This is a genomic window from Streptosporangium sp. NPDC005286, from assembly GCF_040607515.1.
Classification (GTDB): domain Bacteria; phylum Actinomycetota; class Actinomycetes; order Streptosporangiales; family Streptosporangiaceae; genus Streptosporangium.
This window is the reverse complement of sequence record NZ_JBEXGU010000029.1, coordinates 1-18,988: the sequence shown is the minus strand read 5'-3', so window position 1 is coordinate 18,988 and position 18,988 is coordinate 1. Positions and strand designations below refer to the sequence as shown.

20 protein-coding genes are annotated in these 18,988 nt (G+C 70.9%); 10 read left to right on the top strand and 10 right to left on the bottom strand.

Translation table 11 applies throughout. From position 1 onward, the window contains the following. The first annotated feature begins 29 nt into the window (after positions 1 to 29). Positions 30 to 1,223 carry an acyltransferase gene (locus ABZU75_RS13710; RefSeq protein ID WP_355553418.1) on the top strand — a complete coding sequence of 398 codons (1,194 nt, stop codon included), beginning with the start codon at positions 30 to 32 and terminating at the stop codon, positions 1,221 to 1,223. Here ABZU75_RS13710 and ABZU75_RS13705 read toward each other — a convergent pair. Beyond that, a complete protein-coding gene (locus ABZU75_RS13705) occupies positions 1,204 to 2,469 on the bottom strand; it encodes a LacI family DNA-binding transcriptional regulator (protein ID WP_355553415.1) in 1,266 nt (421 codons plus the stop codon). The two genes, ABZU75_RS13710 and ABZU75_RS13705, sit on opposite strands and share 20 nt — an antisense overlap. 54 nt (positions 2,470 to 2,523) lie before the next feature. Here ABZU75_RS13705 and ABZU75_RS13700 point away from each other — a divergent pair, with 54 nt between their 5' ends. The 3 genes from ABZU75_RS13700 to ABZU75_RS13690 all read left to right on the top strand — a co-directional run bounded on the left by ABZU75_RS13700 (position 2,524) and on the right by ABZU75_RS13690 (position 6,760). Further along, positions 2,524 to 3,867, top strand: a complete 1,344-nt coding sequence (locus ABZU75_RS13700) for an MFS transporter (protein WP_355553412.1) — start codon at positions 2,524 to 2,526, stop codon at positions 3,865 to 3,867. 591 nt (positions 3,868 to 4,458) lie between these two features. Further along, positions 4,459 to 5,304, top strand: coding sequence for a helix-turn-helix transcriptional regulator (locus ABZU75_RS13695; RefSeq protein ID WP_355553409.1), 846 nt, complete (start codon positions 4,459 to 4,461; stop codon positions 5,302 to 5,304). A gap of 238 nt (positions 5,305 to 5,542) precedes the next feature. Beyond that, entirely contained in the window at positions 5,543 to 6,760 is a 1,218-nt protein-coding gene (locus tag ABZU75_RS13690; RefSeq protein WP_355553406.1) for an MFS transporter, read from the top strand. 80 nt (positions 6,761 to 6,840) lie between these two features. Here the strand turns inward: ABZU75_RS13690 and ABZU75_RS13685 are convergent, their stop codons facing one another. Next, positions 6,841 to 7,446, bottom strand: coding sequence for an NAD(P)H-dependent oxidoreductase (locus ABZU75_RS13685; protein ID WP_355553403.1), 606 nt, complete (start codon positions 7,444 to 7,446; stop codon positions 6,841 to 6,843). Positions 7,447 to 7,597: 151 nt separating this feature from the next. Between ABZU75_RS13685 and ABZU75_RS13680 the strand changes: the two genes are divergently transcribed. Next, the gene (locus ABZU75_RS13680) at positions 7,598 to 8,452 is read left to right on the top strand and encodes a helix-turn-helix transcriptional regulator (protein ID WP_355553400.1); all 855 of its coding nucleotides are present in this window, start codon (positions 7,598 to 7,600) and stop codon (positions 8,450 to 8,452) included. A 166-nt stretch (positions 8,453 to 8,618) separates the two neighbouring features. Here ABZU75_RS13680 and ABZU75_RS13675 read toward each other — a convergent pair whose 3' ends face one another. The 4 genes from ABZU75_RS13675 to ABZU75_RS13660 form a co-directional block, all read right to left on the bottom strand. Beyond that, entirely contained in the window at positions 8,619 to 9,551 is a 933-nt protein-coding gene (locus tag ABZU75_RS13675; RefSeq protein ID WP_355553397.1) for an acyl-ACP desaturase, read from the bottom strand. A 122-nt stretch (positions 9,552 to 9,673) separates the two neighbouring features. Beyond that, positions 9,674 to 10,399 carry a DUF998 domain-containing protein gene (locus ABZU75_RS13670; RefSeq protein WP_355553394.1) on the bottom strand — a complete coding sequence of 242 codons (726 nt, stop codon included), beginning with the start codon at positions 10,397 to 10,399 and terminating at the stop codon, positions 9,674 to 9,676. A gap of 168 nt (positions 10,400 to 10,567) precedes the next feature. Beyond that, positions 10,568 to 11,806 (bottom strand): glycosyltransferase, encoded by a 1,239-nt coding sequence (locus ABZU75_RS13665; protein ID WP_355553391.1) that lies wholly within the window; start codon positions 11,804 to 11,806, stop codon positions 10,568 to 10,570. Positions 11,807 to 11,814: 8 nt separating this feature from the next. After that, the gene (locus tag ABZU75_RS13660) at positions 11,815 to 12,645 is read right to left on the bottom strand and encodes a DMT family transporter (protein WP_355553388.1); all 831 of its coding nucleotides are present in this window, start codon (positions 12,643 to 12,645) and stop codon (positions 11,815 to 11,817) included. A gap of 210 nt (positions 12,646 to 12,855) precedes the next feature. On the opposite strand from ABZU75_RS13660, the gene ABZU75_RS13655 reads away from it, so the two are divergent. Continuing rightward, the gene (locus tag ABZU75_RS13655; RefSeq protein ID WP_355553385.1) at positions 12,856 to 13,257 is read left to right on the top strand and encodes a lipocalin-like domain-containing protein; all 402 of its coding nucleotides are present in this window, start codon (positions 12,856 to 12,858) and stop codon (positions 13,255 to 13,257) included. A gap of 45 nt (positions 13,258 to 13,302) precedes the next feature. On the opposite strand, the gene ABZU75_RS13650 is transcribed toward ABZU75_RS13655, so the two are convergent. From ABZU75_RS13650 to ABZU75_RS13640, 3 genes are all read right to left on the bottom strand, one after another. Next, on the bottom strand, positions 13,303 to 13,932 hold the full coding sequence (locus ABZU75_RS13650; protein WP_350924253.1) for a DedA family protein: 630 nt from the start codon (positions 13,930 to 13,932) through the stop codon (positions 13,303 to 13,305). A 240-nt stretch (positions 13,933 to 14,172) separates the two neighbouring features. After that, on the bottom strand, positions 14,173 to 14,631 hold the full coding sequence (locus ABZU75_RS13645; RefSeq protein ID WP_355553381.1) for a TspO/MBR family protein: 459 nt from the start codon (positions 14,629 to 14,631) through the stop codon (positions 14,173 to 14,175). A gap of 66 nt (positions 14,632 to 14,697) precedes the next feature. After that, positions 14,698 to 15,342 (bottom strand): VC0807 family protein, encoded by a 645-nt coding sequence (locus tag ABZU75_RS13640; RefSeq protein WP_350924257.1) that lies wholly within the window; start codon positions 15,340 to 15,342, stop codon positions 14,698 to 14,700. 294 nt (positions 15,343 to 15,636) lie between these two features. On the opposite strand from ABZU75_RS13640, the gene ABZU75_RS13635 reads away from it, so the two are divergent. Further along, positions 15,637 to 15,984, top strand: a complete 348-nt coding sequence (locus ABZU75_RS13635) for a luciferase family protein (RefSeq protein WP_350924259.1) — start codon at positions 15,637 to 15,639, stop codon at positions 15,982 to 15,984. On the opposite strand, the gene leuE is transcribed toward ABZU75_RS13635, so the two are convergent. After that, positions 15,965 to 16,618: a leucine efflux protein LeuE gene (leuE, locus tag ABZU75_RS13630; protein ID WP_355553376.1), complete on the bottom strand. Its 654-nt coding sequence runs from the start codon at positions 16,616 to 16,618 to the stop codon at positions 15,965 to 15,967. The genes ABZU75_RS13635 and leuE overlap by 20 nt on opposite strands. Positions 16,619 to 16,795: 177 nt before the next feature. Between leuE and ABZU75_RS13625 the strand changes: the two genes are divergently transcribed. The 3 genes from ABZU75_RS13625 to ABZU75_RS13615 all read left to right on the top strand — a co-directional run. Further along, positions 16,796 to 16,930 (top strand): hypothetical protein, encoded by a 135-nt coding sequence (locus ABZU75_RS13625; RefSeq protein WP_350924263.1) that lies wholly within the window; start codon positions 16,796 to 16,798, stop codon positions 16,928 to 16,930. Beyond that, a complete protein-coding gene (locus ABZU75_RS13620) occupies positions 16,930 to 18,072 on the top strand; it encodes a putative sulfate exporter family transporter (protein ID WP_355553372.1) in 1,143 nt (380 codons plus the stop codon). Before ABZU75_RS13625 ends, ABZU75_RS13620 begins: the two co-directional genes overlap by 1 nt. Positions 18,073 to 18,776: 704 nt before the next feature. Then, on the top strand, positions 18,777 to 18,988 hold a 212-nt coding region (locus ABZU75_RS13615; RefSeq protein WP_355553369.1), incomplete at its 3' end, for a cellulose binding domain-containing protein.

Below are 18,988 nucleotides of genomic sequence, written 5' to 3'. Positions count from 1 at the left end.
AGTAGGGGTGAGCCGTCCGAGGGATATCGGTGCTGAGGCTGCCCTTCGCCTGTCCGTACGAAGAGCCGGTGTTCGGTAACCGAGGTCAAGTGAATCCTTCCCCCTCTCGGAGTGTGGCCGTGGAGCGCCACAGGTCTCCCGGCCTGGTTGCAGGGGTCGGGCGGCACCGCGCCCCGAATCGCGACCGGCTCCACGAAATCGATGCGCTCCGTATCGCCGCGGCTGTCTCCGTGGCGATATACCACTACGTCTTTTCCGGGTACGCGGGCGGTGCGATCCAGGTCGGTTTTCCCGCAGGGAGTGAGATCGCCAGATTCGGCTACCTGGGCGTGGACGTTTTCTTCATGATCAGTGGCTTCGTCGTGCTGCTCAGTGCCTGGAACCGTCGCCCGGGAGCCTTTCTGGTCTCGCGAATCGTCCGCCTCTATCCGGCCTTCTGGGTCGCGGTCACGATCACGACGGTGGTCTCGGTCACGCTGGGTATGGGAAAATATCCCATCACCTTTGGGCAGTATCTGGCCAATCTGACGATGTTCAACGCGTTGCCCGACATTCCCAATGTCGACGTCGTCTACTGGACTCTGTGGGCCGAGATCAGGTTCTACGCGCTCATCCTTGTGCTCGCCTGGATCGGCATCACGCGAAGCCGGGTCATCGGAGTGCTGTGGGGCTGGTTGGCCCTGACCTTCCTGCTGCAGAGCGGAGTGCTTCCCTCCTCGGTTCACTCGGTGGCCGACCTGGTGGTGCAGTCGCAGTTCTCGCACTACTTCATCGCGGGCATGGCCCTGTGCATGGTCTACCGGTTCGGCCTGTCCTGGCGGCTCGGCGCGATCGTCGTGGTCTCCCTCGGCAACGCCGTCTACCGGGGCATCGAGTTCGCCGGCAAGGTGAGCATCCGCTACCACACCGAGATCGGGACCGCCGTCGTGGTGGCCGTCATCATCGCGATCTTCATGGTGATGACCCTCGTCGCGCTCCGCGCCACCCAACGTCTCGGACGTCCCTGGTTCGCCGTCGCCGGAGCGCTGACCTACCCGCTGTACCTGGTCCACGCGCACGTCGGTTTCGTCATCTTCGACCGGCTCGGCGGCAGCGTGCCACGGTACTTCCTGCTGGCCGGCCTGGTGGCGCTGATGGGCCTGGCGGCCTACGCCATCCACATCCTGGTCGAACGCCCGCTGGCGCCCTTGCTGAAACGGTTTCTCACGCCGGTGGCTCGGTGACGCCGTGCGTGCCCGTCTTTCCGGGCCGCCGGGTGGAGGTGCGGCTGATCAGGTGCCAGGAGATGTCGGTGCTCTGGTCGGCGGGGGCGGGGTGGCCAAGGGCGGTACGGGCGCAGCGGGCGCCCTGGTCGCGGAGGGACTGGGCGATCGTGGTGAGCCCGGCGGGGGTGGCCGCGTCGGAGTCGTCCCAGCCGCTGAGGGTGAGGTCGCCGGGGACGCTCAGGCCCAGCCGGGCGGCGGTGCGCAGCGCGCCGAGGGCCAACTCGTCGCTCATCGCGGCGATCGCGTCGCAGGCGTACGGGCCGGTGAGCAGTTCGGCCACGAGGGCTTCGGCCTCGTGCGCGCTGTTGGTGGAGCAGACGGCGACCAGGACCTGTGACCAGTCGCCGCCGGTCTCGGCCCAGGCGTCGCGGTAGCCGCGCAGGCGCTGCCGGGTGACCCGGAAGGTCGAGGCGTCGGGGTCGATTCCCGGAGACGCGCTGGCCGGAGTGGTGCCGGGAGGTTCGGCGTTCGGGTCGAGGGCCGCGGGGACGGAAGCAGGGACAGGGGCGGAGGGCGCGGTAGCGGGAACGCGACCGCGATCTGGAGTAGGAGTACGCCCGAGATCGGGGAGCGGGCCGGGACCGGCCGTACCGAAGGCGACCTGGGAGATCCGGTCGCGGTCGAGGGGGAAGCTCAGCACTCCCGGGCGCCGTGCCCCCGCGAAGACCTCGCGGCCCACGGCAGCGGCGGCGGCGCGGTCGTCCGCGGCCACGAAGAACAGGCCGTCGCGGTGGGGGCCGCCGTGGATCACGGCGGGCAGGCCGGTGGCGGTGATGGCGTCGATGACGGGGTCGTCGTCGGCCGTCGTCCAGACCACGAAGGCGTCGACGGCGGCCTCGGTGACCCGGTCGACGTCGGAGGGGGCTCCGGTGACCGGGACGAGCGTCAGCGCCATGCCGTGGTCGGCGCAGACCTGGGCGACGCCGGACAGGAAGCGGGTCGCCTGGGGGTCGTCGAAGGCGTAGGTGAGGTGCTCGCCGAGGACGACGCCCAGGGTGCCGGTGTGACCCCGGCGCAGTGACCGCGCGCCGGGGTGTGGCCCCGGGTAGCCGAGGCGTTCGGCGGCCTCGCGGACCCTGGCCCGTGCCTCGTCGGAGACCCGTCCCGGCTGGCCATAGGCGTACGAGACGGTCATTACGGACACCCCTGCCGCGCGGGCGACCTCAGCCATGGTCACCCGGCGTCGTGCCGTCCGTCCGCTCATGGGCCGAGGATATCTGTGTATCGATACACAAGGAGTTTGTGTATCGTTACACACGTGTCAGTGGATAAGGGCGGTACCCGGGCGCGTACGGCCTATGCGGGCTTTGCCGCGTTCGGTGCTTTCTGGGGAGTGTGGGGTGCCTCGGTGCCCGCTATCCGTGCCCAGGCGGAACTCGGTGACGGGGAACTCGGTACGGCGCTGCTCTTCATCGGGGCGGGGGCGCTGCCCGCGATGCTGGTCACCGGCAGGGCGGTCGACCGCTGGGGGCTCCGGGTCGCCGCGCTGCTGCTGGTGACGCTCGGCGCGGCGGGGACGCTGGTGGCCGTGGCCGGACGCGACTTCTGGAGCCTGTCGGCGGGTCTGGCCCTGCTCGGCGCCTCCTCGGGCGCGGCGGACGTCGCGATCAACTCCGCGGCGGGCTCGGCGGAACGGGCCTCCGGCAGACCGGTCATCACCCGCGCGCACGGCACCTTCTCCGCCCTGGTGGTGGTCGGCAGCCTCTCCGCCGGGCTGCTCGGCGCCCTGGGAGTGCCGGTCGTCGTACCGTTCCTGCTGGTCGCGGTCGCCGCGACCGGTGCGGCGCTCAGCGTCGTCGCCGATGCGCGGGTCGCCCCGGTCGCGGCGGGGGCCGCCCGGTGCGGCGAGCGGCGTGGGAGCAGGGGGCCTGGTCGGCCGAAGTACGCGGAGAGCCAGGCAGGTGAGAGAAAGGACAGTGGCCGGGCGGAGGTGCAGGACGGCGAGCGGTACGGGGACGCGGTAAGCCGAGCAGGCGGGAGAGGGGTGCGTCTGTTCCCGCTGCTCGTGGTCGGCGGGCTGGGCGCGCTGGCCTTCGCGGTGGAGAACGCCCACCAGAGCTGGGGCGCGGTCTACCTGGCGGACGTGGCCGACGCCGGCCCCGCGCTCGCCTCGGCCGGTCCGGCGGTCTTCGCCGCCGTCGTCGCCCTCACCCGCTTCGCCGCCGGCGCGTTCGGCTCCAGGTACGCCACGATCGTGCTGGTCTCCGGCGCCGTGACGGCCGCCGCCGGAACCCTGCTGGTGTCCGCCGCGCCGTCCGTCCCGGTGGTCCTGCTCGGGCTGGCCCTGGCCGCGGCCGGTACGGCGGTGCTCTTCCCCACGCTGATGGGCGTCGTCGCCGCCCAGGTCGGCGAGGCAGCCAGGGGGAGGGCGACATCCGTGGTGGCCACCGTGGCCTACCTGGGCTTCCTCGCCGGTCCCGTCTACGTCGGGCGCTGGGCCGAGGCCACCGGCCTGTCGGGGGCGATGACGGCCGTCGCCGCCCTGGCCGCCGCCCTCGCGGCCCTGTCCTGGCCCGCCCTGCGATCGGCCGCCCGCACCGGCTCTTGGTGGGATCCCGGTGACCTCCCCCCTGCGGAGCGAGCCTTCGGCCGCATCTCATAGCAGCCCGGCCGGTTCCCACGCGGCCTGCGTACCGGCTGTTTCCGGTAGTGGCCATAGTTCGACCGTCTCCGACCGCCCTGGCAAGGCGTCCGGGATGCTTCGGATGAACACGATGACCCGCGTGTCCTGGAGCGCGTCGCAGACCAGTTCCGTCGCGCGTCTGGGGGTGTGTTCGATCCCCTGCCACATGGGGAAACAACAACGCCGGTTTTCGATCTGCCGAACGTGAGCCTTTCGATCTGCCGAGATTTCGAGGTGGCCGGACGGTGCTCGGGAGTTCCGGTCCGACCCTGCGCCGCCCCTTGGTCCGGACACCCGCCGACCCGGGACTCCATCCGGTCGGCCGCGTGCCGGAGTCTGGTCGCTCGCTTCCGGGCCAGGCTCCGGCAGTGCTACTGGGCGCTGGCAGCCGGGCGTACCACGATCTCGTTGACGTCGACGTCGACGGACCGGCCGATCGCGAAGGCGACGGCGTCCGCGATCGCCTCGCGTCACCGAGTCTGGGCGGGTCGCGGGTCGCCGACCAGGACGCTCACCGCCTGGGTGTGACACACCCGGGCAGGCCGCCGTCTGCCTGTCTAACCTGGGGGTATGGCTGACAACGAGCTGGGAGACTTTCTGCGCGCACGCCGCTCGGGCCTGCTGCCAAAGGACGTCGGCATGGCGACCCATGGGGTACGCAGGGTCGCCGGACTGCGCCGCGAGGAGGTCGCCGTTCTGGCCGGTATGAACGCCGACTACTACACCCGCCTGGAACAGGGGCGCGAACGCCACCCCTCACCCCAGGTGCTCGACGCCCTCAGCCGTGCCCTGCACCTGGACGCCGACGCCCGCGCGCACCTGTACCGGCTGGCGGGCACCGCGCCGAACGAGCGGCCGGACCAGACCCGGGACACGGTCGGTCCCGCACTGCGCCAGCTGATGGACGGCTACCCGCACACCCCCGCGTTCGTCATCAACCGCACCCTGGACATCCTTGCCGCCAACGCCCTGGCCGAGGCCCTGTTCTCGCCCTTCGAGCCCGCCGACAACCTCGCCCGGATGGCCTTCCTCGACCCCGCGGGACGGCACTTCTACACCCGCTGGAACTGGGCCGCCCAGGCCACCGTGGCCAACCTGCGGCAGGCGGCCGGGTTCGACCCCGAGCATCCCCGGCTCCGCGAGCTCGTACGGACCCTGACCGAGCAGAGCAGGGAGTTCGCGGCCCTGTGGAGCGCCCACAGCGTGCGGGGCAAGACCCGGGACGCCAAACAACTCATGCACCCGGACGTCGGCCCCCTGACCCTTACCTATCAGGCCTTCGACGTGCGTGACGCGCCCGGCCAGCAGCTGATCATCTATCATGCCGAACCCGGCAGCCCCAGCGCCCAGGCACTCACCCTGCTCGGCAGCATAGGCGCCACCCGGCGACAGCCCCTGGACCGTTCGGCCGATTGAGTGCCCGTGACCTCGTCTGAAGAGACGGCCTGGAGGGGGCGGCGAGGGCTTGTAGTGCTCGGCCGAGTGGGAGAAGGGCGGTTCGTGGCATAAGGTAGATGGCTGTTGCGTTCCACAGGGGCGCATGCAATGACCGCTCGGCGGCCGCGAGAGCGGTATCACCCCGGTCGAAGCCCACCACCCCCGGTGGGCTCCCGAACCGGGCGGAGTCTCCGTCTGGATGTTGGACGGAGATCTGTTGAAGTCGTACTTCGCCGTGCTCGGTACGCCCGGAGCCTGGCGGTTCCTCGTCCCCGCGTTCGCCGCGCGCCTGCCGTACGCGATGCTCCAGCTCGGCGTCCTGCTGCTCGTGCAGTGGTCCACCGGCTCGTACGGCGTGGCGGGTGTCGCCGCTGCCGCCGCCGCGGTGGCGGCGGCGCTGGCCGGCCCGCAGACCGGGCGGCTGGCCGACAGGTACGGTCAGCCGAAGGTGCTGTTCCCGCAGGTCGCCCTGCATGCGGCCGCACTGGGCACGCTGCTCGTGCTCGCCTCCGCCGGTGCCCCGGCCCCGGCGCTGGTGGTCGTCGCGGCCCTGGCCGGTGCCACGGTGCCGCAGATCGGTTCGATGGTCCGGGCCCGCTGGGCGCACCTGCTCGGCGGCTCCGGCAGGCTCGACACGGCCTTCGCCCTGGAGTCCATCACCGACGAGCTGACCTTCACCCTCGCCCCGGTGCTGCTGGTGGCCATCTCGACCGGGTTCTCGCCGGTCTGGGCGCTGCTGCTGGCGCTGGTCATGATCGTGGCCGGGACGCTGCTGTTCGCCCTGGTCGGCAAGGGCGCTCCCGAGCCGATGCCGGTCCGGGTCCGTGCCCAGCGCGGGGTGCTCCGGCTGCGCGGGGTGGCCGTGCTCGCGGGTGCCTTCGTCGCCGTCGGCACCGTCTTCGGCAGCCTCCAGGTCGGCATCACCTCCTACACCGCCGCACTCGGCCAGGCCGGAACTGCGGGGTCGATCTACGCGACCTTCTCGGGGGCCAGCTTCGTCGGCGGCATCCTCTACGGCGTCGTCCGCTGGCGGGCGGGTGCCCCGATCCGTCTCGTGGCGGGCGTCGGACTGCTCTCCGCCGCCACGGCCGTCCTGATGTTCGCCACGTCCATCCCCATGCTGTACGGCGGGGCGGCCCTGGCCGGGTTCGTCATCGCCCCCGCGGTGATCACCGGCTACACACTGGTCGAGACCCTGGTTCCCAGCGAGGTCAGGACCGAGGCGTTCACCTGGCTCACCGGCGCGATCGGCCTGGGCATCGCGACCGGCGCCGCCGTGGCCGGTCAGCTCGTGGACCGCTTCGGCGAGACCCTGGCCTTCCTGGTCCCGCCGATCACCACCGGCCTGGCGGCCGTGCTGGTCCTGGTCTTCCTCCGCACCCTGCGGCCCGCCGCCCACCGCTCCCGGCCTCGCGAGCTGGCCGCCGCCGTCTGAGTGAGCGTCCGGAAACCCGGGTCACCGGTCGCCGGTGCGGGCGAGCCGGCGTGACATGTTCATGATCATGGCGATGTGAATCATGGCCTCGTGGCGTACGGGCGGTCGCGCCGGGCGTCGTGGAGGATCGAGCCCCACCAGAGAAGCTGGTCGAGCATCACCTTCGCGGCTTCGTTGGGCCTCTCGGGGTCCTTGAGGACGCCGTCGGGACCGAACAGCTCGTAGTACCGGGGGAAGCTGACGTAGTCGCGGACCGTGTGAGCGTGCAACTCGCCGAAGACCTGGCGCAACTGCTCCACCGCCAGGAGGCCGCCACTCCCCCCGCTGTAGCCGACGAAGCCGATCGCCTTGGCCTCCCACTCGGCGTAGTGCCAGTCGATCGCGGCCTTCAGCGAGGCCGGAAAGCTGCGGTTGTAGTCCGGCGTCACCACGACGATCGCGTCGGCCGCGTCGATCCGCCGGGTGAGGTCCGCCATTTCCGCAGGACGGGCCATGTTGGGTTCGAGCACCGGCGGCAGGGGCGGCAGTTCGAGCGGCAGGGGCGTGTCCGCCAGATCGATGAGGTCCACCGCGAACCGGCCGTGCCGCTCGGCCTGCTCGGTGAACCAGTTCGCGACCACCGGGCCGAACCGTCCCTCCCTGACGCTACCGATGATCACCGCGAGGTTGAGGGTCTCACTGGGCATGGCTGTGCTCCCTGCTGGAGATACGGGTTCCGAAGTGACCGGAAGATCACGCCCCCCAACCTGCCGGGCGGTACGGAGACCAGGAAGACCGGGCCAAGGCTGGTAGTGACAGGGCCACGACCCCGGCGGTCACGGCTGTTACGTTCGAAACGTGAGCGACAACGAGCTGGGCATGTTCCTGCGCATCCGCCGTGAAGCCGTCACCCCCGCCCAGGTGGGGCTGCCCACCGGCCCACGCCGCCGCACGCCGGGCCTGCGCAGGGCCGAGCTGGCCACGCTCGCCGGAGTCAGCGTCGAATACCTGACCCGGCTCGAACAGGGACGAGACCGCCGCCCGTCCGCCCCCGTGCTCTCCGCGCTGGCCGTCGCGCTACGGCTGACCACGAGCGAACGCGTCCACCTGCACCGGCTCTCCAAGTCGGCCGACGGCGGTTTCACCTGCACGGGCGCCACGATGCCGGCCCGCGCGGTCCGCCCCACCGTGCGGGCACTGCTCGACCGGCTGGAGCCCGCCCCCGCCCTGCTGGTCAACCGGCTGAGCGAGATCCTCGCCTGGACGGCGGGGTACGAACGGCTGGCGCGCCCGATCGGCCTGCTGGACGACAGCCCGCCGAACCTCGCCCGCTTCGTGTTCACCGACAGCCGGGCGCGGACCGCCTACCCCGACTGGGACCATGTCGCCGACGAACAGGTCGCCGCCCTCAAGCAGGGGCCGTTCAGGGCGGACTGGCACATCGCCACGTTGGCCGACGAACTGGCCGTCACCGCCGGGGCGGATTTCGCCGGGCGGGTGGACACCCTGCCCGGCCTCCCGAAGTCCAGCGGCGTCACGCGGCTGGTCCACCCCGACGCGGGTGAGCTGCGCCTGGCGTACGAGACCCTCGAACTGCCCGCCGACGACGACCAGCGCCTCATCGTCCATCTCCCCGCCGATGACGCCACCGCCGCCGCACTCGACCGCCTCACCGGCCGCCGCCCGGGCGCGCTGCGCGCGGTGTCCGGCTGACGCGGGACACGTCGCCCGCCGACGCGGATGTTCGTGCACTGCCCCCGAAGTCGAACCACGCGCTCATCGGCTCCACCGCGTTCAACCCGAAGGGGCCGAGACGCATCTGCTGGGGTTATCCAATCGAGGGCTGGGACACCGCGCCGCGTCCATCTGGGGAGGTGGTTCAGGTGCCTGCGGCCTGGCGGGCGCGGCGGGCCTCGCGGCGCTCGACGAAGCGGGAGGCGGTGGTCTCCAGGCGGTCGAGGAATTCGGAGAGCTCCTCGCGGGCCTTCTCGCCCTCGGGGCCGAGGTCCTTCATGTTGAACACGTCCCACTGGCGCAGGACCGGCTGCAGCACGTCGTCCATGTGCAGGCGCAGGTCGTAGATCCCGGCGTTGGCGATGGTCATGGCCTTGCGGGTGAAGCCCTCGATGCCGGTGCCGGGCATCTGGAAGGTGGTGACGACGTCGGTCACGGCGCGCATGGTCTGGTCGGGGGCGAGCTGGAAGGCCGCGTTGAGCAGGTTCCGGTAGAAGAGCATGTGCAGGTTCTCGTCGGCGGCGATCCTGGCGAGCAGGCGCTCGCAGTTCGGGTCCTGGGATGCCTTACCGGTGTTGCGGTGCGAGATGCGGGTGGCCAGTTCCTGGAAGGAGACGTAGGCGACCGAGGCGAGCACGCCCTCGTAGGAGTTGCTGAAGCCCTCGCTCATGTGCACCATCCGAGCCCGCTCCAGCGCGACCGGGTCGACCGCGCGGGTGACCGTCAGGTAGTCGCGGATGGCGGTGCCGTGGCGGCCCTCCTCGGCGGTCCAGCGGTGCACCCAGGTGCCCCACGCCGCGTCGCGACCCAGGGTCGTGGCGATCTCGTGGTGGTAGCTGGGGAGGTTGTCCTCGGTCAGCAGGTTGACGATGAGGGAGACGCGGGCCTCTTCGGGGATCTTGGTGTCGGACTCGTCCCAGGCGTCCCCGTCGAAGAGGCCGTCATAGTTCCGGCCTTCCGCCCAGGGAACGTACTCATGTGGGAACCACTCCTTGGCCACCTTGTGGTGTCGGTCCAGCTCCCCCGCGACGACGGGCTCAAGCTCGAGCAGCAGCTCGGTCTCACTGAACTTTCGCATCAGGCCTCTCCCTCAAAGACTACGCAACCGTAACCTACGTTAGCGTAGGTAACACCTTGCCGGGTACGTGCGACACGTCTCATTTGCTCGCCGGTAAGCGAGCGGAGGGGATGGCTTTGTTGTCAGCCGAGACCTATCGGCTGGTGAGGGCGCCGGGCGTCGTCCGGGCCGGGCTGGATGGGGACCGTCATCCCCCGGTCGCTCCCGGGCCGCCGGTGGCCGAGGCGACCGGTCGCGCCGTCGCCGTCCAGGTGGCCTGACCGCAGGGCGGCGAGGAAGACCAGTGTCATCTCGGAGAGCAGCAGCAGACGCTGCGCCAGGCCGTAGTGGTCGGGGCCGCCGATCAGGTCCGAGATCAGCGAGCCCGGGTGGGCGGCCAGGAACCAGGCCAGCAGCGCCACGGACAGGACGGCCGACCCCGCCAGTGCCCGGCTCCCGGACCGGCGGCCGAGCATCCACCCCGCGCAGGGCAGCGCGGTGAAGACAACGGCCGCCGACCAGCGGTGGATCTCCCCGCCGATCGAGGTGACACCGGGCGCCGCGTCGGTGGGGAACGTGGCGGTGAGCAGGAGTCCAAGTGCCGAGGCGACGAACAGCGCGCGCGCCGCGGCGCCGCGCACCGGGTCCACCCTGGCCAGCAGGTACGCGACCCAGAGGCAGCCCATGGTCAGGGCGATCGTGCCGCCGGTCATCGCCCAGGCGCTGTCGCCGCGCAGCGCGTACTCGCTGACCAGGCCGTTCAAGGGGCTCACCGCGTCCGCCGAGGTCAGGTGCGCGTAGCCCATCGCGGCCAGGGCGAGCAACGGCCCGGCCATCCCCGGCAGCCGGGACGGCAGGTCCTTGTTCATCGCGCAGCCTTCCGGTGAATCGCTGTGGAGTTCATCGCCCCGCCTCCCGGTGAATCGTCTCGGGGTTCATTGCATCGCCTCCGGTGCTTCGCCTCGGAGTTCACCGCGCCATGTCCTGGTAGATCACCGTGCGCTCGGGCGCTCCGCCCCGGAGCACACCCCACGGGATCACCGCGCCACTTCCCGGTAGATCGCCTCGAACCTGGCCAGGGAGGCCTGGTGGTCGTGGGTCAGCGCGATGGCGCGGCTCGCGCTGCCCATCGAGGCACGCAGCCCGGGTGAGGCGAGCAGGGCACCCAGGTGCCGCGCCAGCTCCTGGACATCACCCGGTGAGAACAGGGCGCCGTTCTCGCCGGGCCGTACCAGGTGCGGCAGGGCCATCGCGTCGGCGGCGACGACCGGCAGGCCGGTGGCCATGGCCTCCAGCGTGGCGATGCTCTGCAGCTCCGCGACGCCCGGCATGGCGAAGACGTCGGCGGCGGCGTACGCCTGGGGCAGCGCCTCGTCCGGTACGAATCCGAGGAAGGTCACCCGGTCGCCGACTCCGATCCGGTCGGCCAGCCTGGCCAGTGCGGCCCGTTGCCCGCCGGTGCCGACCAGCGCGATCTGCGCGTCGGCGTTGTTGAGCACGTGCGGCAGGGCGCGGATGAGCTCGTCCAGCCGCTTCTCCTCGTCCAGCCGGCCGACGAACAGGATCGTGTCCCGGTCGGGCAGGCCGAAGGCCCCGCGCGCCCACGCCTTCGGCTCGGCGCGCGGCTGGAACCTCGCCAGGTCGATGCCGCAGGAGACGGGCTCCACCGGCGGGCCGAAGCCCTTCGCGGTGAGCAGTCCCGCCGCGATCCTGGTGGGCGTGGTGACCCGGTCCGCCCGGGAGAAGATCCGGTTGAAGTCCTTCCAGGCCAGCGCGCCCGCCCTGGTGCGGAGCCGCTCGGGGATGTGCGCGAACTGGAAGAGGTTGTCCGGCATGAAGTGGTTGGTCGCCACGACGGGGATGCCGGCCCGCCGGGAGGCGGAGATCGCCGCGCGGCCGACGATGAAGTGCCCCTGGGTGTGGACCACGTCCGGGGAGATCTCGTCGACGAGCCGGTCCAGCCGGGTCGGCACCGAGACGCGCATGGTCGGGTGGACCAGCACCGGCGCCGAGCGCAGCCGATGCACGGTCACTCCCTCCACCCGCTCGGTCCTGGCCGGGCCGGTGTCCGAGGCGCACACCACGTGGACCTCGTTGTCCCGCTCGGCCAGGCCCCGGGCCAGCCGGTGCGTGAAGTAGGCGGCGCCGTTCACGTCCGGCGGGTAGGTGTCGGTGGCGATCAGCACCCGGCGAGGCCGGGTGGGAAGGATGGCGGGGGCCCGCGCGGGGATCGGCAGGGCGGTGGCGGACGGCATGGCCATCAGGACTCCGTTCATCGTGCTGTTCATCGTGCTGTCGCGTCGGGCGACGGGGACATCGGGGTGGTACGGGCCAGTGAGACGGTTCCGGCGGCGGTGAGCGCCGACGCCGCCAGTGCGGTGAGCACCGCCGCCACGCCGGTCGGCAGTGGTTCACCGAGCAGGAGGGCGCCGAAGACGACGGCGGTGAGGGGGTCGGACACCTGGAGGGCGGCGAAGGCGACGCCGAAGTGGCCGACGGCGTAGGCGCGCTGGAGCAGGGCCAGTGCGAGCAGAGCGGGCACCGGGACGGCGAGCAGGAACCAGAACTCCCCGCCCCCCTCGACCAGGACCCGGGTGAGCGTGGCGGTCGCGCCGTACAGCACGCCCGCGCCCATGGCGAGCAGGCAGGCTCTCGCGGCGGGGGAGGCGTGCCTGGCGGCGGCCCACAGTGCCAGGGAGGCGGTGGCCGCCCCCGCGAGCAGGGCCACCGCCTCCCCGGTGCCAAGGTGTGGGTCGCCGCTCTGATCGGGCACGACCAGCACCAGGCCGATCAGCCCGATCGAGATCACCGCGGCGGCGGCCAGCTCGCCCGGCCGCGGTCTGCGATGTCGCAGCGCGGCGGCGCAGGGCAGGGCGAACAGCAGGCTGGCCACGCCCATCGGCTGCACCACGGTGAGCGGGCCGTACTTCAGCGCGACGACGTGCAGGGCCGTGCCCGCCGCGATGGCCAGGCCGCCGAGCAGCCACCTGGGGCGCCGGACAAGGTGCCTCAGCATGGCGCGGGAGGTGCTCGACGCCTCGAACTGCTGCAGCGCGGCGCCGAGTGCGAAGAACAGGGAGCCCAGCAACGCCAGGCCTGCCGCCAGCACGGTCATGCGCACTCCTCCCAACCAGATGAAGCCATGGCGAGATGACCGGATCGCCTCGGGAAGGCGTCCGGTGGGGGTCTCGCGATGAACAGTGGAAGCGTCCCCTGGCGGGAGGTGCCGGAGCCATCGGGGTTAACCCTGACTTCGCAGGGAATTCCCCGAGATTCGCATCGGGGCTGTTGACTGGCTGGCTTCTCTTATCATAGTTTCACGGGCATGGATCTCGTGGGCGCCTGGCGCCTGGTCGAGTGGCGGATCGTCAGTGCCGGGGGAAGGGTTTCGCACCCCTTCGGCACCGACGCGGTGGGGCTGCTCTGCTACACCCCCGACGGCCACATGAGTGCGACCATCGCGCGCGCCGGGCGATCCCCGCTACCCGGTGCCAGCCCGCGGAAGGCGCCCCCGGAGGCGCTGGCCGAGGCGTTCACCTCGTTCTTCGCCTACGCGGGCCGCTACGAGATCCGCGACGGGCACGTCGCCCACGACGTCGAGCTGTCGCTCAACCCGGCCTTCGCCGGCACCGTCCAGATCCGCGAGCTGAACGCCGACGGCGACCGTCTGGTGCTGGCGGCCGAGGAGGGCGGCCGGTGGCACACCCTGATCTGGAAGCGATCATGAACGCCGCCGCCGGGGGGCTTCGGCGTCCGGGGGCTCCCTTCGCCGTCAGTCACCGGAGGTGACCAGGCTCGCCTGCGGTTCCGCCGGGACCCGGCGCCGGCGCAGGTAGCGGACGGCCTCGACCACGGCGGTGATCGTCACGGCGATCCCGAGACCGAGCAGCAGGCCCTTGACCGGGTCGTTCTCGAAGGCCGCGCCGCCCACGTAGCCGATCAGTCCCGAGTAGAGCGCCCAGGACAGCGCGGCCACCGCGTCGAAGAGGGCGAACGAGCGCCGCGGGTAGGCGACCGCGCCCATCGTGAGGGTGCAGGCGGTCCGGCCACCCGGGATGTAGCGGGCCACCACGAGGATCAGCCCGCCCCGCTCCGCCAGCGCCCGCTCCGCCCAGGCGAACGTCTTGCGGCTGCGCCTGCCGTTGCGCAGCCGGTTGTTGGCGCCGCGCCCGATGGCGTACGAGACGTGGTCGCCCGCGAACGCGCCCAGCGCGGCCGCCGCGATGACCAGCGGCAGGTCGGGGGCGCCGGTGGCGGCGGCGAACACCCCGGCGGTGATGACCGACGTCTCCGCCGGCACCACGGGGAAGAACCCGTCGAGTAACGCCAGCGCGAACAGCGCCAGATAGATCCAGGGAGATGCCATCGCATCGTGCAGGGTGTCAAGGATTGCCTGTGTCACACCGGGCTCCAGTCGGGGGCGGGGATGTCTCGCACGGAACGCTGACATCCCTGGTGATCCCCGGGTATCCGGGAGAACCCCCGGGGTCTCCGGTCATGTCCCTGAGATCACCACGAGATCCGTCCCACCGACCCTAGGAACCGGGCGGGGCCCGCCACATCCTCCGAATGGCCCCCACCACCTCCGACTTTCGTCGGGGAGTGACCGGGCTCGAGGTCCCCGCGCACGAAGCGGGGATGCTCAGTTGAGCTGCCAGATGGCGAGATTCAGCGAGGACGCGTAGGTCACCCAGAGCAGGTAGGGGACCAGGAGCCAGGCGGCGGGGCGGCTGATCCGCCAGAACAGCACGATGTTGAGCACGATGGCCAGCCAGAGGACGACGATCTCCGCGAACGCCAGGCCGTACTGCCCGGCGCCGAAGAACAGCGGTGTCCAGGCCGCGTTGAGGACCAGTTGGACCGCGTAGACACCGAGCGCCGGGGTCAGGCCGCGCGCCGACCAGGCGAGCCAGCCGGACAGGGCGATCATGACGTACAGCACCGTCCAGGCCGGGCCGAACAGCCACTGCGGCGGCGCCCACGGCGGGCGCTTCAGTGACAGATACTCACCGCCGGCGTTGACCGCCGCCAGTGACCCCACCGCAGCCACCAGCACGAGCGCGATGACGAACACCGGAAGCCCGGCCCAGCGTTTTGGCATCCGACCCATGACCATGCGAACCTCCCCGCCCTCTTTTCGTGCGTCCACCGCACGGCGGTTGCCCCGCTAGGCGGGCGGGGTGGCGAGGGGGTCGTAGTGCAGGCGGCGTAACACCCGGCGGAAGGCGTACAGCGAGAAGGCCACGGCCAGGCCGCTGATCACGGCCACGGTCGAGGTACGGACCAGCAGGTAGGTGCCGATCGACTCGTGAAGCAGCAGCCAGATGCTCACCGCGGAGTTGGCCAGCAGCACGAAGGCCCACAGCAGGGTGATACGGGCGAAGAACCGGCGGACCCGCTCGTGTTTCAGCACCGCCGACGGCAGGTGGATGTAGTCGAGGGTCAGCCGCTGCACCAGTGGGCGGTTGAGCCGGACCGAGGCGAGGAAGACCATGCTGATGCAGATCGTCCCCAGTTCGGGCTGGAGGAAGTAGAGCACCGCGCTCCCGGTCCAGAACCCCAGCAGCGCCCGGACGGTGATCGCGATGACGGCGAGGATCATCGTCCCGGGCACCGGGATCCGCCGGACCAGCCGCCACCCCACTCCCGCGTACACCCAGGTGACCGCCGCGACCAGCGCGCCCCGCAGGCCGAGGACGGCCAGCGCGGCGTAGAAGACGGCCAGGGGGGCGACGACGCCCTCAAGCAGTCTCGGCGCCGCCTGTCTGGCCAGGGCGGCGAGGCGGGGGAGGACGATGGGCTGATGGCTCATGACGCTCCACGGGCTGGTGCGGTGGTGGGCGCTGGATGTTCGCGCCTACCCCGGCACGCCGTATGCATGCCGGCCATGTCGAGGGCGATCGCGGAGACTGCCGTCTCCGGCTGTTCACCGGCCACTCACCGTATCTGACCGAGGTCCAGCATCTCGTGAAAACCGCTTATTACCATCTCAATCGGGTGCGATGGAGGTGTGAATTATTACGATTAATGAAGAGGATCACTTGCCCGGTAACGGTTGAGAAACGGAAGCTTTCCCGATTGGGTCCGGTCCGCGACCATGGGAGACATGGCAGTGCTGAGCACGCGCGCGTCCAGCCGTTCCACCGAGGGCGTTGCGAATGTGGCGGCCCAGCTCATCGGCTGGCCCGACCTGGCGCTGAAACGCACCCGCAGGGGGCTGGGATTCCGGTCCGGTGGCCGGGAGATCGTCAGGATGTCCGGCGATCACACCGCGGAACTGCTCCTCACCACCGACGTGATCGACCGGTGGGCCCGGGTGCTCACCGACTGCCGGCGGGTCACTCCCGGCGCGGACGCCGGGTGGGTGGCCATGACCATCGAGGGGCGGGCCGACGCCGAGTTGTTCCTCTCGCTGGTCAGCGTCGCGATCAAGGTCAACCAAGGGTCGCGGTAGCCAGCCGCACGCCGAAGCCGATGAAGAGCGCGCCCACGCCCGTCCGCAGCGCCGTCGACACGCCGCGGCGGGCCCGGAACTGGCCGGCCAGGAACGTGCCACCGAAGATCAGCGCCGACAGGTAGAGCACGCTGAACAACTGGCAGATCGCGCCCAGGATCAGAAACGACAGCGCGGGGGTGCCGTAGGCGGGGTCCACGAACTGGATGAAGAACGAGATGAAGAACAGGATCGCCTTCGGGTTCATCAGGCTGATGACCAGGGCCTTGCGGAAGGGGCTCTCCGCGATCCGCTCCGCCACGGGGGTCGTGGCCCGCGCGGCCTCGGGGGAGCGCCACGAGCGCCAGGCCCCCCGCAGCATCTGGAACCCGATCCAGGCCAGGTAACCCGCCCCGGCGTACTTGACGACGTTGAACAGGATCGGTGTCGACTTCAGCAGCGACGCGACCCCCGCCGCGGCGAGCACCATCAGGACGGTGTCGCCGAGGAAGACCCCCATGACCCCTCGGTACCCCTGGTGTACCCCGCGCTGGGCGGCGGTACTAAGCACGTACAGCGAGTTCGGGCCGGGCAGCAGGATGATGAAGAAGGCGCCGACCACGTAGGTCCAGATGTCGGTGATGCCAAAGAACATGGTGGTGCTCCAGGGGGCGTTACGGGATGCATCGCTACCGTACCGCCGGAAGTGTGCTCGCCGACCCGCGGGTCCGATGGTCAACGGGCGAGCTCGACCGGTTTACCTTTAATCCCTATCGGCTTAACATGAAATCGCTCGGGGGGTGTACCGCGAAACAACGAGTGAGGTCGTGAGATGAGCGAGACAGATCCCCCTACCGCGGACGACGGCCGGACGGCGATCAACGAGGACTGGGCGGCGACGGTCGTCGGGCTCGTGCTCCTGGCACTGGTGCTCGTCGGCGTCATCCCCGTCGGGCTGGTGCCCTGATGAGCACCGGGAAGCGAGAGAACGTAGAGGTCGGCGCGGCCGGCGGTCCCGCGGCCGCCTCCGGGAGCGGCCTGGGGTGGGCGCTGCTCGGGGTCCTGGTCGTCCTGCTGCTGGCCGCGGCCACCCGTTACCTGGACAGGAACGTGCCGGACCTGCTTGAGGGCACCGCGCTCGGGGACATCGGGGCCGCCGTCGAGTATCCGGTGTACGCGATCATCCTGGGACTGGCGGGAAACGCGGTCCTGACCGCGACCGGGCTGCGCGACCGCCTCGCCGGAGGTTTCCGCACCGAGTTCTTCATCAAGACCGGCCTCGTCCTGCTGGGCGCCTCGATCAACCTCAAGGTGATCGTCACGGCCGCCGGTCCCGCGATCATCCAGGCGATCGTGCTGATCACCGCGGTTTTCCTGTTCACCTGGTGGCTCGGCGGCAGGCTCGGCCTGGACGACAGGCTCCGCGCGCTGCTGTCGGCCGCGGTGTCGATCTGCGGGGTGAGCGCGGCCATCGCGGCGGCGGGCGCCGTCCAGGCCAGGCGAGAGCAGCTCGCCTACAGCGCCAGCCTGGTGATCGCCTTCGCCCTGCCGTCCATCTTCATCCTGCCCTGGCTGGCCGGGGTCTTCGGGCTCAGCCCGGAGGTGGCGGGGGCGTGGATCGGCGGCAACATCGACACCACCGCCGCGGTGACCGCCGCCGGCGCGATCGTCGGGGACGACGCGCTCGCGGTGGCGAGCATCGTGAAGGTCACCCAGAACGCGTTGATCGGCGTGGTGACCATCGCGCTGACCGCCTACTTCGCCTTCCGGATCGAGCGCCGCGCCGACGCGGCGCGCCCAGGGCCGGGAGAGTTCTGGCGGCGTTTCCCGAAGTTCGTGCTCGGCTTCGTCGCGGCCTCCGTGATCGCCACCTGGTGGCTGTCCACGGTGACCGCTGCGGACGGCAAGGCGACCATCGGGGTGGTCAACGACCTGCGGGTCTGGTTCCTGATCCTGGCCTTCGTCAGCATCGGCCTGGAGTTCCGGGTGGCCTCGCTCAGGGAGGCCGGCTGGCGTCCGGTAGGGGTCTTCGCCGCCGCGACCCTGGTCAACGTGGTGGTCGCCCTCGGGTTGGCGCTTCTGCTCTTCAGCGGTTTCGACATCGCCTGAGAGTCGGGTGAGCGGGCGTCCGGTGCGGTTCGCCGTACCGGGCGCCTTAGTCGTGCCGGGGAACGGCCGACAAGGTGATCGCCGCGCGCTTTGGAACGTTCCTGTCCGATAGCGCGGCGGCTGACGTTTTTGGGCCTTGTGGCAGGACTCTGTCAAGGCTACGATCACGACAACTCTTAGGAAACTTTCCTAAAAGAAGTGCCGAATGGGGGTGCCCTTGGCTCGTGCGCCCCCTGTGACCAGATCATGAGCTGCGAAAACTCGGCGGCGTGAGCCGCCGCAACCGAAGGTCCGACCGTCCGGACGCCTCACCCCCCCAGGTTCCACGTCCATGGGAGCGATCATGCGGCGCACCTTTCCCCTCCTCGTCCTGACTGCGGTTGCAAACCCTGGTCGCGCCCTGCCCGCGCCCGGTGCCCTCGCCCCGGCCCTGCCCGGCGCCCCCGTCCCGGCCGCTCTCGGCGCCGCCGTCGCCGCACTCTCACCCGCCGATCGGCGATGCCCGGAGCATGCGACGGCGGAGGCACCCGCGACTCGATGAGCCCGGCGGTCCCCGGCGTACCGCGCTGATCAACGGAACGGTCTCACCACGGCGAGACCGCACCCACCTCGCCGTACGGCTCGCGCCCACGTTCGCGCCCGCGCACCTCCCCGCGTGGCGCGGGCCGTACGGTCACACCCCCCACAGAACGCATGAGGTTAACGTGAAATTACGCGCCATCGCTCGTTCTCTCGTCGCCCTGGCGGCCCTCGTCCTGGCGATGACGGTCGCACTACCCGCCCAGGCGGCCTCGGCCACCGCCGTCTTCACCAAGGTCTCCGACTGGGGGACCGGTTTCGAGGGCAAGTACACGATCACCAATGGCGGCACCACCACGATCAACGGCTGGTCGGTCGCCTTCGACCTGCCCTCCGG

What these genes read in the sequence shown, in the direction of transcription:
- ABZU75_RS13705 (WP_355553415.1), bottom strand. Translation starts at nt 2,469, where the DNA reads ATGAGCGGACGGACGGCACGACGCCGGGTGACCATGGCTGAGGTCGCC.
- ABZU75_RS13695 (WP_355553409.1), top strand. Translation starts at nt 4,459, where the DNA reads ATGGCTGACAACGAGCTGGGAGACTTTCTGCGCGCACGCCGCTCGGGC.
- ABZU75_RS13685 (WP_355553403.1), bottom strand. Translation starts at nt 7,446, where the DNA reads ATGCCCAGTGAGACCCTCAACCTCGCGGTGATCATCGGTAGCGTCAGG.
- ABZU75_RS13675 (WP_355553397.1), bottom strand. Translation starts at nt 9,551, where the DNA reads ATGCGAAAGTTCAGTGAGACCGAGCTGCTGCTCGAGCTTGAGCCCGTC.
- ABZU75_RS13670 (WP_355553394.1), bottom strand. Translation starts at nt 10,399, where the DNA reads ATGAACAAGGACCTGCCGTCCCGGCTGCCGGGGATGGCCGGGCCGTTG.
- ABZU75_RS13665 (WP_355553391.1), bottom strand. Translation starts at nt 11,806, where the DNA reads ATGAACGGAGTCCTGATGGCCATGCCGTCCGCCACCGCCCTGCCGATC.
- ABZU75_RS13660 (WP_355553388.1), bottom strand. Translation starts at nt 12,645, where the DNA reads ATGACCGTGCTGGCGGCAGGCCTGGCGTTGCTGGGCTCCCTGTTCTTC.
- ABZU75_RS13655 (WP_355553385.1), top strand. Translation starts at nt 12,856, where the DNA reads ATGGATCTCGTGGGCGCCTGGCGCCTGGTCGAGTGGCGGATCGTCAGT.
- ABZU75_RS13645 (WP_355553381.1), bottom strand. Translation starts at nt 14,631, where the DNA reads ATGCCAAAACGCTGGGCCGGGCTTCCGGTGTTCGTCATCGCGCTCGTG.
- ABZU75_RS13640 (WP_350924257.1), bottom strand. Translation starts at nt 15,342, where the DNA reads ATGAGCCATCAGCCCATCGTCCTCCCCCGCCTCGCCGCCCTGGCCAGA.
- ABZU75_RS13635 (WP_350924259.1), top strand. Translation starts at nt 15,637, where the DNA reads ATGGCAGTGCTGAGCACGCGCGCGTCCAGCCGTTCCACCGAGGGCGTT.
- leuE (WP_355553376.1), bottom strand. Translation starts at nt 16,618, where the DNA reads ATGTTCTTTGGCATCACCGACATCTGGACCTACGTGGTCGGCGCCTTC.
- ABZU75_RS13625 (WP_350924263.1), top strand. Translation starts at nt 16,796, where the DNA reads ATGAGCGAGACAGATCCCCCTACCGCGGACGACGGCCGGACGGCGATC.
- ABZU75_RS13620 (WP_355553372.1), top strand. Translation starts at nt 16,930, where the DNA reads ATGAGCACCGGGAAGCGAGAGAACGTAGAGGTCGGCGCGGCCGGCGGT.